This window comes from Flavobacterium alkalisoli (genome assembly GCF_008000935.1).
In the GTDB taxonomy this organism is placed as follows: domain Bacteria; phylum Bacteroidota; class Bacteroidia; order Flavobacteriales; family Flavobacteriaceae; genus Flavobacterium; species Flavobacterium alkalisoli.
Genome location: NZ_CP042831.1, coordinates 1333382 through 1349383 on the forward strand (window position 1 = coordinate 1333382; position 16002 = coordinate 1349383).

The following is a 16002-nucleotide window of genomic DNA, read 5'->3' on the forward strand; positions in this document are numbered from 1 at the left end:
AGGCTTTTTTACTTTAGTTTTTAATAAGCTTGTGTCTGGACAGGCCTTTATCGGTTTCTATGCTAAGGAAATAAACTCCGTTGCTAAGATTTTGTATATCTACCGTTTGGTGTGTTCCGTTTAGGGAAATTATTTCCCTGCCCTGCAGGTTGTATATTTTTATAGCTTCAATTAATACTTCTCCCTGAGGCTTTATGTTTATAATGTTTTTTGCAGGATTAGGGTAAACAGCGATGGTTTTAACTGCAAAATCATTTACGCCTAATAATTCCACCACTTCAGTGTCAGCCGAGTTGGTAATGATAGGCAGGTTATAATCAAAATATATGCCTGCCGTTCCTGTAATCATATCGCCAATTTGTATGTCCTGTACCGGCTTTATTTTGTAAGCTATAAAACCGTGGCTTCCCGGTTCATTGGCTTCTTCGTGAGGCAGGTTTATATTGTTGAAAATAAACTCAACCTTGTTTTCGTCTGTAATCGTTACAGTATAGTCATGGCTGGCGCTTATAGGTGTAAGAGTAGTCCAATCAAGATTTTCGTGCAGAATATCCTCTATTCTCACCGTTATGGCGCTCGCAGTCCCTGTGTTTTGGAATCGTATTATATAATCCAGGTATTCATCGGTCTGCTCCATATATATTTCACTACCCTGCAATACGGTCTTGTCGTTAGGGTCGAAAGAGTTTACTACGGTTTGGTCGTAAGTAAAAGTGTTGTCGTTAGGTGTATAATCATTTGAGTCCGGAGTAACCGAAGCTAGAAAGTTTATTACTTCATTGCCATTCACAGTAGGTGGTGCAAATGTTTGCATGGTAATGTCTGCCGATTTGCTCTCAAAAGGCATAATGTTGCCAACATTAAAGGTTAGTTCATTAGCAGTTGTTGAAGAAGAAGGCAGGCTTGCCGTTAAAAATTCTTGTATATTTTCATTATAGCCAAAAGTAGCAGTTGCATCTGCTATGGTTTGTGTTCCCATATTTTGAACTACAAGGCGGTATTGGGATTCAAACCCTGGCCTTGCCTCACTTAAAGGTAAAAGAGTAACGTTTAGATCAGAAATGGTTTGATTGGCAGTAAGGCAAAAGTTTAGTTCTTCTTCATTGCCAAACCCGGTAATTTCTATCGTTGCTGTTGCCGGTGTTGCGGTATAGTAATCAGGGAGATTAAGTAACTGTATTGTGTAATTACCTTCCATAACACTTAGATTGTATTCTCCGTTTGAGCTGATAGTTGAGTAGGTGAAATTACCATCATTTGCAGTTACTAAAAAGTTATTCGCTTTAGGGTCATCTATATCGCAACCATTATTATTTTCGTCAAAAATTATATTTCCCGAAATGCTATTGTTTTGACAATAAAAATTATAACTGTCTCCAGAAATATTCCAGTTTAACTGATTAATTAAATAATCTCTTACTGCAGAATCACAATATTTTAAACCTGTGGCGCCTAAAGATTTATTTTCAAGACCTAACTGTGCAAATCTTAATAGTAGAGCGTCGTAATTTTGGGAATCAAGATTACTGTCTGCAACGAAACCGAATAAAATTATATTAGAATTAAAGTGCCAGTTTGAAAGATCTTGGTTAAATGAATCAGCTTGAAAAAACATACTATACATATCTAAAACATTTAATACATTCCAATTGTCTAATGGCTGATTAAATGCTGTAGCAGACCAAAACATACCGTTCATGTTAGTGGCATTTGATACATCCCAGTCGTTAACAGGTTGATTAAAAGCTGATGCTTTAAAAAACATTTTACTCATATTCATAACGTTTGATACGTCCCAGTTATTTATAGGTTGATTAAATGCGGTAGCTTCAGTAAACATGTTATTCATGTTTGTTACAGATGAAGGCATCCAATCGTTTAAAGATTCATTAAAAGCTAATGCTCCATAAAACATATAACTCATGTCTATAACATTAGATACATCCCAATTGCTCAAAGGTTGATTGAAAGAAGTGTTGTCTATGAACATATAGCTCATGTCAGTAACATTAGATACATCCCAACTGCTTAAAGGTTGATTAAAGGATGTAAGTCGGAACATGTGGCTCATATCAGTAACATTAGATACATTCCAATTGTCTAATGGTTGATTAAATGAACTGGCAGACCAAAACATACCTTGCATACTAATAACATTTGATACATCCCAACTATCCAATGGTTGATTAAAAGAAGTTGCTTCCGCGAACATACCTTCCATATTTGTTATATTAGAAACGTCCCAATTGTTGATAGATTGGTTTAATGAATAGCATCCTCTAAACATTCGTGTCATATTTGTTACCTGACTTAGATTAGGAGCGTCTGTAGCATTTATGGTTAAATTACTGCAATATGTGAATGCTTCTTCCATGTCAAGCCATTCAATATCGCCCCATTGTTCTATAGATTTTATCTTTCCGCTAAGTAAGTAGTTTGATATCATTGAAAAATCAAGTCCATGAAAATCTCCTGACATTGTAACAGTATATATTCCAGGACTGCTGTAAGTATAATAATCAGTGCTTTCAATGTTTGTAAAAACCGTTCCGTCTCCATAGTCTATAGTGAAATTATTATCCTCATTGAAGGCTACAGGGACCCATATTGTTAAGTCATTATCAGATGTGCCTTGTACCTCCCATGTAGTAATAAAAGGCTCTTGTGCATTTGCCAAGAACGAAAGCATGGCAAATGAAAATAAAAAGTAAAGTTTTTTCATGTTTAGTGTGGTTTTATAACTGCAATATAAAAATAAAAACCTGAAAATTAGAGTGTAATGTTTTCCGGGTCCTTTCAAAAAATACCCATTTATAGGTATTGTATTCTTTAACCTATAAATATATCTTTGAAAAAGTAAAAGCTTAATATATAGCTTTTTAGTTGGTTAATAAACAGTACGAAATATATAAACACATTTTATTAAAAACTAAATCTATACATTATGAAAACACAAAAATCTTTTTTTGCAGCCGCGATACTCATGGCAGTTATCTTTATAAGCTTTGCCTTTACAAAGAGTGAAAAAGTGAACATGACAGAAGAAGGCCCTTCGGGCACTGCTTATGCGGTAACCTGGCAAAACAGTGCAGGCTATTGGTTTGCTGTTGGCCCCGTACAGGCACTTTGGGCAGGTGAAAAAACCGAAGAGAAAGCCCTTGATTATGTAACAGGATCTAAAGCCAAGAAAGCTAAAAAAATGAAATACAAAGATACCTGTGGTAAATTTAAGGTATATGACCTAGGGGTAGACTACGAGTCGTATGATACCGATGCTATTAAATATGCTAGAAAAAAAGGCTACGATTGCAGTTGGCCTTAAGAAATAACCAATCAATTTATAAAAAAAGCCTTTCGGGAACGAAAGGCTTTTGTAATATATTTAAGTACTATAAAACAGATAGGAGATAGCATATACTATCTCCTATCATCGACATCTTGTAGCTGAAATTCAGCATCATCCAAACAATTAAGCACTGCTTAATTACTATAGGCTGGTAAGAATTTGTGAAAATTCTTCTTTGCTTTTTCCAAGTTTTGTTTCCACTCTTCTAAGCATTATATCTTTTTTACCTTCTTCAAAATGTAAGTCAGAATCAGTAAGGCTTGGAAACTTTAGTTTAAGTTTTGCCTTTTGTTCTTTCCAACTTGTCTTAACTGCTTGCGAATTCTCTCTGGAATTTTCCATTGTTATTATATTAACGAAGCATAATTGCTTCCTAACAAAGGTTGCTTTTTTATAATTAGAGTTGTTGCAATACTTTTTATTTGTATTACATTATTCTCATGTTTTCGTAATTCATATATTTTTACCATTTCAGTAAATTGAGATTTTAGTGAATCCCTGTAACCGGAATAATCACTAATTATGTGTTTTGTTTCTTCGTAAGAAAAAAAGATTGGGGTCTCACTCAAATTTTCATACATCCATGGGAATGTATTTTTTATGATATCTGTAAGATTTGTAATCTCGGTCGTAATTTTATCAATGCTGTTCATAATATGTTTTTTAGGTATAAAAAAAGCACCATGACTGTCATGATGCTTAAGTAGCTTAGGTTAGTTTTTGTTTTAAGCGATTTAATTTATAGTCTCATCTGTATTTATATTTTCCTTTTTGATTATAGTAAAGGTTGTGGTTTTTTTTAATACGTTGTTGTATAAATATTTATATGATTTATACAATTCATAGGTATTGCAATTCTTTCCTTTTTTTCTCTTTCAGGTTTTTGTAGAAGGTAGGTGTTAATCCCGTTATTTTTTTAAACTGGGCAGAGAGATGTGCCACACTGCTGTAATTTAATAAGTAAGAAATTTGTGTAAGACTTAGTTCATCATAAATAAGCAGTTCTTTTACCCTTTCTATCTTGTGGTTTATAACATAGTGTTCTATAGTAATACCGGTTGCTTCAGAAAATATATTAGCCAGATAAGTGTAGTCGTAATTAAGTTTAGTGCTTATATATTCTGATTTTTTTGTTTTGAGTATTTCATTATCTGTGTAAACGAGCTCTATAATTATATTTTTTATCTTTTCAATTAATATAGATTTTTTGTCGTCCATCAGTTCAAGTCCTGTCAAAAGCAGTGCTGTTTTTAAGGATGAGGTTTGCTGTACAGATATTGGTTCTTTTATTTCTATTTCACCTAGTTCTACAGCTCCGTAAGTAATACCCAGCTTATCAAGCTCTGCTTTTACAATCATTTTGCAACGAAGGCTCACCATATATTTTATGAAAATTTTCAAAATATAAAGTCTTTAGAGTTTGAATAGTTGTTAATTGCCCAATAGAGAGATGTCTATAATTTTCATCATTGCAGTAAAGTCCGCCATGACCGTTCCTTTGGCCGAAGTGCTTTTTATGTTTTTTATATAGGCATCGCTGTTATAGTTCCAAAGGTACATTGCCTCTTCGGTATTGTTCTTGTCGCCTGAAGACATGGGCAGCCTTAATATTTCGGTAAAAATTTTATTGCGTATTTCAGTTAAAGCAACAGTATCTGTTATCTTAAAGAACTCCGTTATCATCTTCGCCAATTGTTCTTTTTTTTCAGATTTTTTCATAGAGCTTATTATTAGTTAAACAAGGTACAACAATAAAAGACTCCTATTACAAAGAGATAGTTTTATTTTTGTTTCTATATGCTTGTTTACCAAGCTTTTTAAGCATAGCATAGTGGGATTTTAAAGCGTCAAAAAAAGTGGGGTTTTCTATGTAAGGCAAATCAAATTCATGGGCCGTTTCCTTTACAATGGCTCCTATTTTTTTATAGTGAACATGGCAAACCCTTGGGAATAAATGATGCTCTATCTGTTGGTTCAGTCCGCCTAAAAAGAATGCGGCAATACTGTTGCCTGATGCAAAGTTAGCGGTTGTTCTTAGCTGATGCTCTGCCCAGTTGTCTTCAATATTTCCTTCTTCATTAGGTTTTGGGAAATCGGTTCCTTCCACAACATGGGCTAACTGAAAAACAAGCCCCATAGTTAAGCCTTTTGTAATATGCAGTGCCATAAACCCAATAAGAAACTGCCACCAGGTAAGCTTAAGCAGTAACAGGGGAAGTATGATGAACAGGAAATAGTATAATCCCTTGAAAAAGAAAAGATTGAAATATTCTATTTTGGGGTGTTTAATCCGGATTTCACCAATTTTTGACTGAAAGAATTTTTTGTAGTCTTTTCTAAATACCCATGACAGTGATGCCAGGCTGTATAACGGGAAGGCATATATATGCTGAAAACGCTGTATTTTGTTTACGGGTTCTTCCTGCGAGATGCGTATAAGTCCCGGTGCTACTATAAGATCTTCGTCATGGCCCGGGTATGTTGGTAAAGGTATGGTGTACTACATTGTGCATAATGCTCCACATATATGGGTTTGCACCTACCAGATTAAACAAAAAACTAAAACCCTTATTTACATTTTTGTTTGATGACAGGGAGTCATGTATGGCGTCGTGACAGATATTAAATCCTATAAATGCGCTAAACATACCAAGAAGTACAGTTAATGAAAGTAATACCCAGTTATTGAATAAACCTGTTATTATAAAAGAGTACAGAAGCAGAAAGGTTCCCAGGAAAAAAGTAATCTTAAGCCACATGTTTCCGTTAGCGTTTGGCGAGATATCCGATTCTTTAAAGTAATTGTCTACTCTTAATCTGACTGTGGGGAAAAAAGCAGATTTTGCTGCGGTTTTAAATTTTAATCTTGACATAATATGAATAGCTGCAACTTTTATTCACTATTCAAATCGTAAAAATTATATAAGTGTGAAAGGAAGACTATATTATCAGAATACTGTAATTTTTTCGGAAGTCCTTTTTTTGTTGAAGTTCTATGTGTCTAATATAACGAAAATAAAGGGAATTTATTGCAGGATAGGTGGATTTAACATGTGATTTAACTTTATAAGGAAAACGTTTTACTTTCCTTCCTGAAAATTTCCTTATTTTTGGCTGATATGCCAAAACGATTACCACAATAATGAGAAAAGCAGCTGTTGTATTATCACTTTTACTTTTGGGTTCCTGTCAGTATTTTGAGAAACGGGTTCCTGATGAGGAAGAATTGCTGCAACAACGCCGTGCTCAGATAGACATGCAGACTGTTAGTTCGTACCCTTCCATAGGGGAATGTGACAGCGTTATGGATAGTGAGCAGCGTAAAGAATGCTTTTTTTCGTCTATGGCCAGGCTGGTTCAGGAGCGGTTAGACAGGGATACACTTTCATTATTATACCCTGAGATAGACACCATAGAAATAAAGGTTACCATTTATCCTGATGCCTCACTTACTTTTGAGCCGCAGTTTCCTAATGACAGTGTTGCTTATAACAAATCTAAAATTGACAGCCTTTTAAGAAGCAGGCTTGCTGATTTTCCTGCTGTGGAACCGGCACAAAAAGAAGGCATACCGGTAAAAAGCCAGTTTATACTTCCTGTCATTATTAATGTCGAATAGTCCTATCGATTAAAGCGGAAAACAAAATAACTTCCTATACTTACCGGGATAACAATATTAAGCAGCCATTGCAGGGTTGCAGCAAATACCACTATCCATTCATTTACACCCATTAGCCCAAAAAATAATACGGCAACGCTTCCCCGTACGGCAAAATCAAATAACTGGAAGGTAGGTAACGACGACCCTAAAAAATATACGGCGGTAATGGCAGCAATCATATCAGGGTAGGGCTGGTGTACGCCAAACAGTAAAAACAAAAAGTAATGCTGGTGGATAAGGCAAAAGTATCTCCCGAAAGCCAACAAAGTGTTTTTTCGATGTATAGGCTTAGGTAGTGCATTAACCTTGTCGATTATCTTTTGTACTGAGTATCCCCTAACTGTAAAATTACGTGCAGTAAAAAGCAGTACGATAATTATAAAGAGAATTGCTAATAAAATTAGCAGATAACTACCGCGTATTACAGGATAATAAGCATTGAATGCGGCAAGGCCCATCAGTCCCGCCATAACGGCAATTATAAGCTGAATGCCATTGCAAACAAGATTAAGGAAGATTGTGTTTTTAGCTTGGGCTTTTTCAAAATAAAGTGCTTTGGCGGCATATTCGCCTATGCCGTTTGGTGTAAAGAGGGCTGCTGTCATAGCCGAAAGTACCTGCGCTGTTGATTGTAAAAGGGGTATTGCCTTAAATGAGGAAACAAGATTTTGCCATTTTATGATTTCCAGAAAGCGGTTTAAAAAGGTAAGGACTAAAATTATAAACGCATGCAGATAGGCACTGTTATTATTGAATATCTCTCTGAATCTTAGCCAGTCTGGGCTTTCATCTCCTGCAAGTCTGCCGTATATAAAATAAAAAGCACCCCCAACTATTAAAAGTTTAACGAGTACTGTAAGGAATTGTTTAGCTTTGCGTGAGAGAGATAACATGGCTGCAAATTAAACAAATTAAATTGGCAAACGAGCGCATTATATTAGGGATAGACCCGGGAACTACCATTATGGGGTTTGGACTTATTAAGGTTATTAATAAGAAAATGGAGTTTTTACAGCTTAACGAACTTCAGTTAAGTAAGTATGACGATCACTATGTAAAACTGCGTATTATCTTTGAAAGGACTATAGAACTTATAGATACTCACCTTCCCGACGAAATAGCCATTGAGGCACCGTTTTTTGGTAAAAACGTACAGTCTATGCTTAAACTGGGCAGGGCACAGGGGGTAGCAATGGCAGCCGGATTATCAAGGCAAATACCGATAACTGAATATGAGCCTAAAAAAATAAAAATGGCTATTACCGGTAATGGTAACGCCAGTAAGGAACAGGTGGCAAAAATGCTACAGCAACTTTTAGGCTTAAAGGAAATTCCTAAAAACCTGGATAGTACCGATGGACTTGCGGCAGCGGTATGCCATTTCTTTAACTCGGGTAAAACTGTGGTAGGCAAGAGCTATACAGGCTGGGATGCTTTTGTAAAGCAAAACCAAAACAGGGTTAAATAATTTGTAACTTTAGTTCATGGCAGGTATTTATATTCATATCCCCTTTTGCAGGCAGGCATGCCATTACTGCGATTTCCATTTTTCCACTTCCATGAAAAAGAAAGACGAAATGGTAAATGCCCTTGCTAAAGAAATTAGCCAGAGAAAAAATGAGTTTGCCAGCGAAACGGTAGAAACCATTTATTTTGGAGGGGGAACTCCTTCGGTGCTGAACAATGAAGAGATTAATTTTCTTATTGATACGGTTTGTAAAAATTATCATATATCAGCCAATCCCGAAATAACCCTGGAGGCCAATCCGGATGATTTATCGATAGACAGGATTAACCGACTTTCTAATAGTCCGATTAACAGATTAAGCATTGGGATACAGTCTTTCTTTGAGGATGACTTAAAGATGATGAACCGCGCGCACAATGCCCAGCAGTCTGTAGAATGTCTTACCGAAGCGGTAAAGCATTTTGATAATATTTCTATAGATCTTATATACGGAGTGCCGGGAATGACAAACGAACGTTGGCTGCATAATGTAGAAAAGGCATTATCGTTTGGTGTGCCACATATTTCAAGTTATGCCCTTACGGTAGAACCTAAAACAGCCCTGCATAGTTTTGTGCAAAAAGGGATTATAGCACAGCCCAGCGACGAAGCGGCTCAGGAACATTTTATACTGCTTGTGGATAAACTTCAGGAAAATGGTTTTGTACATTATGAACTTTCTAATTTTGGTAAGGAAGGCTACTTTTCACGAAATAATACAGCCTATTGGTTAGGTAAAAAGTATTTGGGTATAGGTCCGTCGGCGCATAGTTATGACGGTATTTCCCGTAGCTGGAACATAGCCAATAATGCACTATATCTAAAAGCAATTGAGGATGGCGAATTACCTTCTCAAAAAGAAAAGCTAACAATTTCCGACAGGTATAATGAATATGTAATGACCGGACTTCGCACCATTTGGGGTGTTTCTGCCGAAAGGGTAGAAAATGAGTTCGGGATACTTTATAAAAACTACATGCTGCAGGAAGCAGCTAATTTTATTAGCAGTGAACTACTGTCGTTTGAAGATGGTATCTTGAAAACCACCAAAAAAGGAAAGTTTCTTGCCGACGGACTGGCGAGTGACCTGTTTTTTATAAATTTGGAAGAAGCTTAAAAACAAACAATTTTAATGAAAGCTACAATACAGCATAACAATACTACATTTGAAATTGACCTTTCAAAACCTATAGATATTTCTATTCCGCTAACCAATACGGATAATAATCCTATTGCCTGGTATATAGATAAACCGGTAATAGAACCTGTAAAAATGGGTGACTGGGTAGGTAAGGTAAGCGAAGGGTCGTCTACAAATTTTAATAATATTTTCTTTAATCCACATGGGCATGGTACTCATACCGAATGCCTGGGGCATATCACTAAAGATTTCTATAGTATAAACCAGGCTCTGAAACAATTCTTCTTTTTGGCAGAAGTAGTTTCAATTCGGCCTCAAGTGCAGGGGGAAGACCTTGTTATAACAAAGAGACAGGTTGAAGAAGCTTTAGAAGGCAAATTGCCCGAAGCTATTGTTTTACGATCCCTGCCGAATGATGTGGTAAAGAAGTCAAAGAACTATAGTAATACAAATCCGCCCTATTTAGAGGAAGCGGCAGCAACTTATATACGCGAATGCCGTATTAAGCATTTGCTTATTGACCTGCCAAGTGTGGACAAGGAAAAAGATGAAGGGAAACTGTTAGCCCACAAAGCCTTTTGGAATGTCAAGGATGTAAATAATCTTAATGCCGATGCAAGGCATGATGCGACCATTACCGAAATGATTTATGTAAACGATGAGGTTACAGATGGCAGTTATTTACTGAATTTGCAGATAGCCTCTTTTGAAAATGATGCCAGCCCTAGTAAACCTGTATTATACAAACTAAAATGAAAACACTTATAAAACTGGAAGAAGCCGCTTTGTTCCTGTTGGGAATCTATTTCTTTAGCTTGTTGGATTATGCATGGTGGTGGTTTTTAGTTTTAATATTAGTGCCCGATTTTTCTATGCTGGGTTACCTGTTTGGTAATAAAGCAGGGGCATGGGCCTATAATTTTTTTCATCATAGGGGAGTGGCGATACTTATTTACCTTGCCGGATTGTATTTCAACAATCAGCTAGTGCAGTTAACAGGGATAATCTGGTTTGCGCATTCCAGTATGGACAGGCTGTTTGGCTACGGACTTAAATATGAAAAAGGGTTTAAGTTTACCCATTTGGGAGAAGTAGGGAAGAACTAAATAACTCAGCAACTATAAAAATATGAATATCCAGTCTTATTACGATTATTGCTTAGCTAAGAAAGGCGTAACCGAACATTTTCCGTTTGATGAAGATACGTTGGTGTTTAAGGTGGGAGGTAAAATGTTTGCACTTTCGTCATTAGCGGGTTGGGAAGCCAACACTCCTTCTATAAACCTTAAGTGCGATCCCGGCAGAAGCCAGGAATTGCGTGCTGAATATGAAGGCATAAAACCCGGATACCATATGAGTAAAGTGCATTGGAATACCGTTACGGTAAACAGTGGTGTGCCTCAAAAGCTGCTATTGGAACTGATAGACCATTCCTATGATTTGGTTTTTAAAAGCCTTACCAAAAAACTTCAGGCTGAAATAGCTGCCCAGCAATAAAATGACACTTCCCTACTGTCATTTAGAACGTAGTGCAGTGGTGAGAAGAATCTCAAATTTGTTGTGCTTAGAGATGTCTCCCTGTGGCCGATATTATAAAATGTAATTACTTTCAAGAGGTTTTTATAAGTGCATTTCTCCTTTTTCCAGATAGTATATAAAAGCACTTAAAAAAGCATTATAGTTTTTATTGAAGTGTCTTTTATCCTCATCGGATGCGTTTAAAATAGAATTATTGTTTATGAACTTTTCATAAGGAATGCTCAAAGGTTTCCAGTCATCATCCTCAAAGCCCGTATGTTCAATAACAAAATCAATTCGATTTTTGTTAAATTTCAATTTAATAATATAGGAAGTATTTATTATTACTGGTTTAGAACTCAGAAAGTATCTTTTTCGGTTAAATACATCGTATATTTTGGAGTGAAGTGTAATTGTATTTGATATAGTGTCTTCTTCAAAGCTTGGTTTTACAAAATATTTATTAATAAAGTTCATGCTTATGTCGTGCAAAGCAGCTATATCCCCTGTGTGTGATATAGAGGTTGTGGCGATGCCTTTTTTATTTAACTTTAATAGATTTTTATTATATAATTCATATTCTACATTAGTCCCGGCTAAGTCGATAAGTGTGTTTGTTTTAATAGCAATATCAATGGATTTTAATAACCCATTAAACTGTCTGTTAAAAAAAACATATTCATTTTCATGGATTAATGGATTGCTCTCTGTATTGTTGTATAAATCTTTAAAATCAATATAATAAGGTACGTTCCAATCTAAAAATTCCTTATGCTGAATTGTGATTTTTAAGGTTTTGTCAATTACTTTTATTACCATTTCATAACTTGAGCAAACATTAGGTTGTCGCTCTGGAAAATGTTTTCTACATAAAGCGTTATACATAATGCTATTTATTTCAAAAGTTTTATTAACCGAATCGACCATTACAGCTTCCTTATTTTTAAAGCCATAAAACTTGTCAATAAAATTTTCCAGCCTGTTGTAAACTTCATCTGAGGTTTTATCAGGATATTTCAAACTTGTCTCGGCATGACCTGAAGGATCAAAAGCTACTTCCTGAGCCATACAGAAATTAGCGGTTAGAATCAGTAATAATAAAAGTATTGATTTCATATACAGGTGTTTGTGTGGTTTATAAATGTATTAAAGTTTTATCACTTAGAAAAACTTCTTAAAAAGTAATAAGTAAGCAATTAAAGAGTTATACTTGCTTAACCTTATTACCTTATGAAAAGCACGACCAATATAGAACAGCTTATTCCGCACCGTTATCCTTTTTTGTTTGTTGATGAAATAATCTCGGCAACTCAGGAAGAAATTATTGGTATTACAACGTTTAATCATAATAATGTGCTTTTAAAAGGCAGTAACCCTGAAACAGGAATTGTTCCCGGAACTGTAATTTTAGAATCTATGGCGCAGTGCGGTGGTGCTGGAGTGCGATTGCTGGGAATAACAAACGGAATATTTGCTTTAGCCCATATAGAGTCGGTTCAGTTTTTTGATGAGGTAAAATATGGTGAGAAAGTACGTTATGAGATAAGTAACCTGCGGATGAGTGAAAAGATAATAAAACAATCGGGCAAGGCCTTTTTTGGAGATACCTTGCTTATGGAAGCCTCATGGATGTCAATCCGTATAGACGGAGGTGATAGATAGATTTGATATTTGAGATTTCTCCACTTCGCTATGCTTGAGTCGAAATGACAACTCGGATTGATGTAAATAAAAAAGAGCCAATTGGCTCTTTTTTATTTACATAACACTCTTTTGTTTTTCACTAAAGCTGTCGGCCTGCATTTCCAGCAGTTCAATAGCCTTTTTCTTTTTATAATTGTACAGTTCCCTGTCCTGTCTTATTTCGGCATATACATCATCATAAATACCGGCATCGGTAGTGCGCATCAGTTCGCGCTGATAGATGTTTTGTGCTAAATTCGTTTTTAAGGCTGTCTCGCTGTCTTCCAGTTTAAAATCATACTCACCCTTAGGGGAGAGTAATTTGGCGATTATAGGGGCTGTTTCTATGGCTAAAAACAGCAACATAATAAACAGTGACGGAAGCAACGGTAACTTGTTAAGCGCATTTATACGCGCCATCAGTCCGTCAAAATTATCTATTATAGGCTGCGACTCCGTTATTTTTTTATCCTGACTGGCTAAAAGTGTGGCAGCTTCCTTCTCTTTTGCGGTAATTTTTTCCTGATTGGTTTTTCTTAAGGTATCCAATTGTGACAATGCGGCATCGTGCTTTTCACGTTTTTCCTTATAAACAGGGCCTTTGCCCAGTTTCATGGTGCCGCTGGTGCCTTCTGCTTCTGTAATATAAGTGCTGTACAGGTCGTTTACCTCTTTCTCTTTTTTGGTAATTTCCGATTTCAGGCTGTCTATGGCTGCTTTGTTCTTTTCTAGATCCGATTGGTAGTAATTGGCCACCTGCTTTTTATTAGCCATAGCCAGTTCGTTCTTTTCCTTAAGCAATACGGTGTCAATTTCCTTTTGGAAGATTTTTATTTCCAGCGGTTTTGATATTACCACCGCAATAATCAGCGCCAGGATAATTCGTGGAGTAGCCTGTAACAGTTCCTGCCCGAATTTGTCCCTTTTCCTTATGGTGGAAACAATAAACCTGTCAAGGTTGAAAATGAGCAGTCCCCAGATAAGTCCGAAAAATATGGAAGTATAAATATTATCAAAAACGGTATAAAGGGCATAGCTTGCAGCTATAAATGCCATTACAGCTGTAAAGAAAACCGTTGCCCCTATACCGGCATATTTATTTTGTTCGCCGTTAGAACAGGAATAGATAAGGTTTTTATCTGCCCCCGAGCAGATGATAAAAAAACGCTTTAGCATGATGATTTGATTTTTTGATTGATGATGATACAAAGGTAACGTGTTTTTTACTATAAATGTTGTAACCTGTTGGTTTGTTTTGTTTTAAGAAATAAAAAATCCGCCCTTCGTGGCGGATTTTGGTAATATAGTAAGATGGTGTGGTTGTTAGTTTATTATTTTTTTAAATAGCTGTAGCTGGTACTTGTTTTTACAGGCTTTCCATCTTTTTGTTGAGGGATCCATTTAGGGGAAGCCTGAAACACCTTTTTTATTTTGGTTATCATTTCCTTGTTATCCCAATTGCCATAAACTTCTACATTGGAAATCGAACCGTCTGTATTTATGGTGTACCCTATAAGTATTTGTTTGTCTTTCATAACACTTTCCAAATCAATATTTTTCTGGATATATTGTTCAAATGCTTCATAGCCTCCGGGAAACTCTGCAACTCTGCTATGGGCACTTTTTGCATTTTCCTCTTCAAAATTGTAATTAGCCGAACTCATCATTTTTTCCACTCTCATGTCCATTACTTCTTTGTCACTCTTACCTATCTCATTTCCGGTTTTTTCAATTTTGTATCCATCTCTGTCAACAGGTTTTTCACTAATTGTGATTTTACATGTTTTATCAGGATAATGATCATTTATATGTTTTACATGTTTATTGTAGTAGGGATAAGTGTAGAAAAACAGCATAAAAGTCATTTTAGGCTTACCGTCAACAACTGTTCCTCCATGAGCTTTAAATCCGTTGGAGGCAAATTCCTCCCTTTTATGCTTAAGGAATTCCTCCCTGCTTGTCTTAGTGTTGTCAATGTAAAAATGGCCGTCCTCCTGATCTAATGAAAATTTATAATCTTCTTCACTTACTCCATCGGCTTCTCCCTTTTTCTTTGGTACGGTTGGGAAATAGTATCGTTTTTGTTCTAAAGAGAGTTTTTCATAAGGAACATTTATAAAAACTTTTCTAAGGCTGTCCTGAATTATTATTCGTACTCCCTTAAAATATTCGTCTCTCCTATTGTCTGGAGTAATAGAATCAGTTGTTGTGAGTGTTTCGTTTTTTTGCGTATCGGCATAAGCTACATTTTCTGTGCTTAAAAAATATATTATTCCGGCAACGGTTAATGCAGATGCCAGTTTAAGTGTAAGTGTTTTAATTTTAGGTGTGGTTTTAGTCATCATAACAAATCGCTTTTTAGTTATAGAAAAATTAAGGTTGCTAGCCAGCGATATAGTTGCAGTTTTTAAGGAAGCCTTGTTTAGTAATAATTGTTGATAATAGGTTACATTGTTGATTTCAACTACCTTTTCGTCTGCAAGGAACTCATGGTTAAGCTGTATGGCTTTTTTATAAAAATAAAGCAGCGGGTTAAACCAGAATACGGTTTTAAGCAATTCGATAAAAAGTATATCTAAGGTGTGGCGCTGCTTTACATGCGTAAGTTCATGATTGTAGAGTTCCGGTTCTATACTTTGGCTTTTGTATTCTTTCTTATTAAGAAAGATGTTGTTTAAAAAGGTGTGAGGCAGTATGTCCTCTTCCAGTAAAATAATGGTAGCTCCGTTATAAGGAACTTTTTCATTTTGTCTTTTTCTCTTATAAAACTGTGCAATATTTAAAGCAAATCGTACTGTCAGGATTAATGTTACCAAAGCGTATATACCCCATATAGCATAAGGCAGGTAATCAACTTTTGGTTCACTGGTTATAATTTCTGTAGGCGATATTGCCACTGGTGTAACCGTGAAAGTATCTGTTACCTTTTGTATAACCTGTGCTGGCGCTTGTGCCACTTCAACTTCAACATATATCGGAATATTTATAAATGGTATTGACAGAGAAAAAAATAGGCTAAACAATAAGTAAAACCTGTTAAAGCGGTGCATTTTCTCCCTTTCAAGAAATAATTTATATACCAGTAATAGCACTGTCATACTTATTACCGATTTTATAAGGAATTCGCTCATGGTTTAGCCCCTTTT

19 protein-coding genes are annotated in these 16002 nt (G+C 35.8%); 8 read left to right on the plus strand and 11 right to left on the minus strand.

Annotated elements, in window-relative coordinates:
• Positions 1-13 precede the first annotated feature (13 nt).
• A complete protein-coding gene (locus tag FUA48_RS05885) occupies positions 14-2722 on the minus strand; it encodes a BspA family leucine-rich repeat surface protein (protein ID WP_147582682.1) in 2709 nt (902 codons plus the stop codon).
• Between the two features lie 222 nt (positions 2723-2944).
• On the opposite strand from FUA48_RS05885, the gene FUA48_RS05890 reads away from it, so the two are divergent.
• The gene (locus FUA48_RS05890) at positions 2945-3322 is read left to right on the plus strand and encodes a hypothetical protein (protein WP_147582683.1); all 378 of its coding nucleotides are present in this window, start codon (positions 2945-2947) and stop codon (positions 3320-3322) included.
• Positions 3323-3487: 165 nt separating this feature from the next.
• Here FUA48_RS05890 and FUA48_RS05895 read toward each other — a convergent pair whose 3' ends face one another.
• From FUA48_RS05895 to FUA48_RS18475, 6 genes are all read right to left on the minus strand, one after another.
• A complete protein-coding gene (locus FUA48_RS05895) occupies positions 3488-3688 on the minus strand; it encodes a CsbD family protein (RefSeq protein WP_147582684.1) in 201 nt (66 codons plus the stop codon).
• Positions 3689-3693: 5 nt separating this feature from the next.
• Complete coding sequence (locus tag FUA48_RS05900; RefSeq protein ID WP_147582685.1) at positions 3694-3999, minus strand: hypothetical protein; 306 nt, start codon at positions 3997-3999, stop codon at positions 3694-3696.
• 187 nt (positions 4000-4186) lie between these two features.
• A complete protein-coding gene (locus FUA48_RS05905) occupies positions 4187-4747 on the minus strand; it encodes a helix-turn-helix domain-containing protein (protein ID WP_147582686.1) in 561 nt (186 codons plus the stop codon).
• Between the two features lie 30 nt (positions 4748-4777).
• Positions 4778-5065, minus strand: a complete 288-nt coding sequence (locus FUA48_RS05910; RefSeq protein WP_147582687.1) for a hypothetical protein — start codon at positions 5063-5065, stop codon at positions 4778-4780.
• A gap of 46 nt (positions 5066-5111) precedes the next feature.
• Positions 5112-5840 carry a fatty acid desaturase family protein gene (locus FUA48_RS05915; protein WP_205729447.1) on the minus strand — a complete coding sequence of 243 codons (729 nt, stop codon included), beginning with the start codon at positions 5838-5840 and terminating at the stop codon, positions 5112-5114.
• On the minus strand, positions 5812-6219 hold the full coding sequence (locus FUA48_RS18475; protein ID WP_205729435.1) for a fatty acid desaturase family protein: 408 nt from the start codon (positions 6217-6219) through the stop codon (positions 5812-5814). The genes FUA48_RS05915 and FUA48_RS18475 overlap by 29 nt, the downstream gene beginning before the upstream one ends.
• A 269-nt stretch (positions 6220-6488) precedes the next feature.
• On the opposite strand from FUA48_RS18475, the gene FUA48_RS05920 reads away from it, so the two are divergent.
• Positions 6489-6965 carry a hypothetical protein gene (locus FUA48_RS05920; RefSeq protein ID WP_147582688.1) on the plus strand — a complete coding sequence of 159 codons (477 nt, stop codon included), beginning with the start codon at positions 6489-6491 and terminating at the stop codon, positions 6963-6965.
• Between the two features lie 2 nt (positions 6966-6967).
• Here FUA48_RS05920 and FUA48_RS05925 read toward each other — a convergent pair whose 3' ends face one another.
• Positions 6968-7900 carry a hypothetical protein gene (locus FUA48_RS05925; protein WP_147582689.1) on the minus strand — a complete coding sequence of 311 codons (933 nt, stop codon included), beginning with the start codon at positions 7898-7900 and terminating at the stop codon, positions 6968-6970.
• Between the two features lie 23 nt (positions 7901-7923).
• On the opposite strand from FUA48_RS05925, the gene ruvC reads away from it, so the two are divergent.
• From ruvC to FUA48_RS05950, 5 genes are read left to right on the plus strand one after another with little or no spacing between them, the layout of a single operon-like run.
• Complete coding sequence (gene ruvC, locus FUA48_RS05930; RefSeq protein ID WP_147582690.1) at positions 7924-8475, plus strand: crossover junction endodeoxyribonuclease RuvC; 552 nt, start codon at positions 7924-7926, stop codon at positions 8473-8475.
• A gap of 16 nt (positions 8476-8491) precedes the next feature.
• On the plus strand, positions 8492-9631 hold the full coding sequence (gene hemW, locus FUA48_RS05935; protein WP_147582691.1) for a radical SAM family heme chaperone HemW: 1140 nt from the start codon (positions 8492-8494) through the stop codon (positions 9629-9631).
• Between the two features lie 15 nt (positions 9632-9646).
• Positions 9647-10411 (plus strand): cyclase family protein, encoded by a 765-nt coding sequence (locus tag FUA48_RS05940; RefSeq protein ID WP_147582692.1) that lies wholly within the window; start codon positions 9647-9649, stop codon positions 10409-10411.
• Positions 10408-10761 carry a DUF4260 domain-containing protein gene (locus tag FUA48_RS05945; RefSeq protein WP_147582693.1) on the plus strand — a complete coding sequence of 118 codons (354 nt, stop codon included), beginning with the start codon at positions 10408-10410 and terminating at the stop codon, positions 10759-10761. The genes FUA48_RS05940 and FUA48_RS05945 overlap by 4 nt, the downstream gene beginning before the upstream one ends.
• Positions 10762-10783: 22 nt before the next feature.
• Positions 10784-11152, plus strand: a complete 369-nt coding sequence (locus tag FUA48_RS05950; RefSeq protein WP_147582694.1) for an MmcQ/YjbR family DNA-binding protein — start codon at positions 10784-10786, stop codon at positions 11150-11152.
• A 123-nt stretch (positions 11153-11275) separates the two neighbouring features.
• Here the strand turns inward: FUA48_RS05950 and FUA48_RS05955 are convergent, their stop codons facing one another.
• Positions 11276-12289, minus strand: a complete 1014-nt coding sequence (locus FUA48_RS05955) for a hypothetical protein (RefSeq protein ID WP_147582695.1) — start codon at positions 12287-12289, stop codon at positions 11276-11278.
• Between the two features lie 114 nt (positions 12290-12403).
• Here FUA48_RS05955 and FUA48_RS05960 point away from each other — a divergent pair, with 114 nt between their 5' ends.
• Entirely contained in the window at positions 12404-12835 is a 432-nt protein-coding gene (locus FUA48_RS05960) for a 3-hydroxyacyl-ACP dehydratase FabZ family protein (protein WP_147582696.1), read from the plus strand.
• Positions 12836-12931: 96 nt separating this feature from the next.
• On the opposite strand, the gene FUA48_RS05965 is transcribed toward FUA48_RS05960, so the two are convergent.
• Positions 12932-14032, minus strand: coding sequence for a DUF4407 domain-containing protein (locus tag FUA48_RS05965; RefSeq protein WP_147582697.1), 1101 nt, complete (start codon positions 14030-14032; stop codon positions 12932-12934).
• A gap of 155 nt (positions 14033-14187) precedes the next feature.
• Positions 14188-15987, minus strand: a complete 1800-nt coding sequence (locus FUA48_RS05970) for a M56 family metallopeptidase (protein WP_147582698.1) — start codon at positions 15985-15987, stop codon at positions 14188-14190.
• Positions 15988-16002: the final 15 nt, after the last annotated feature.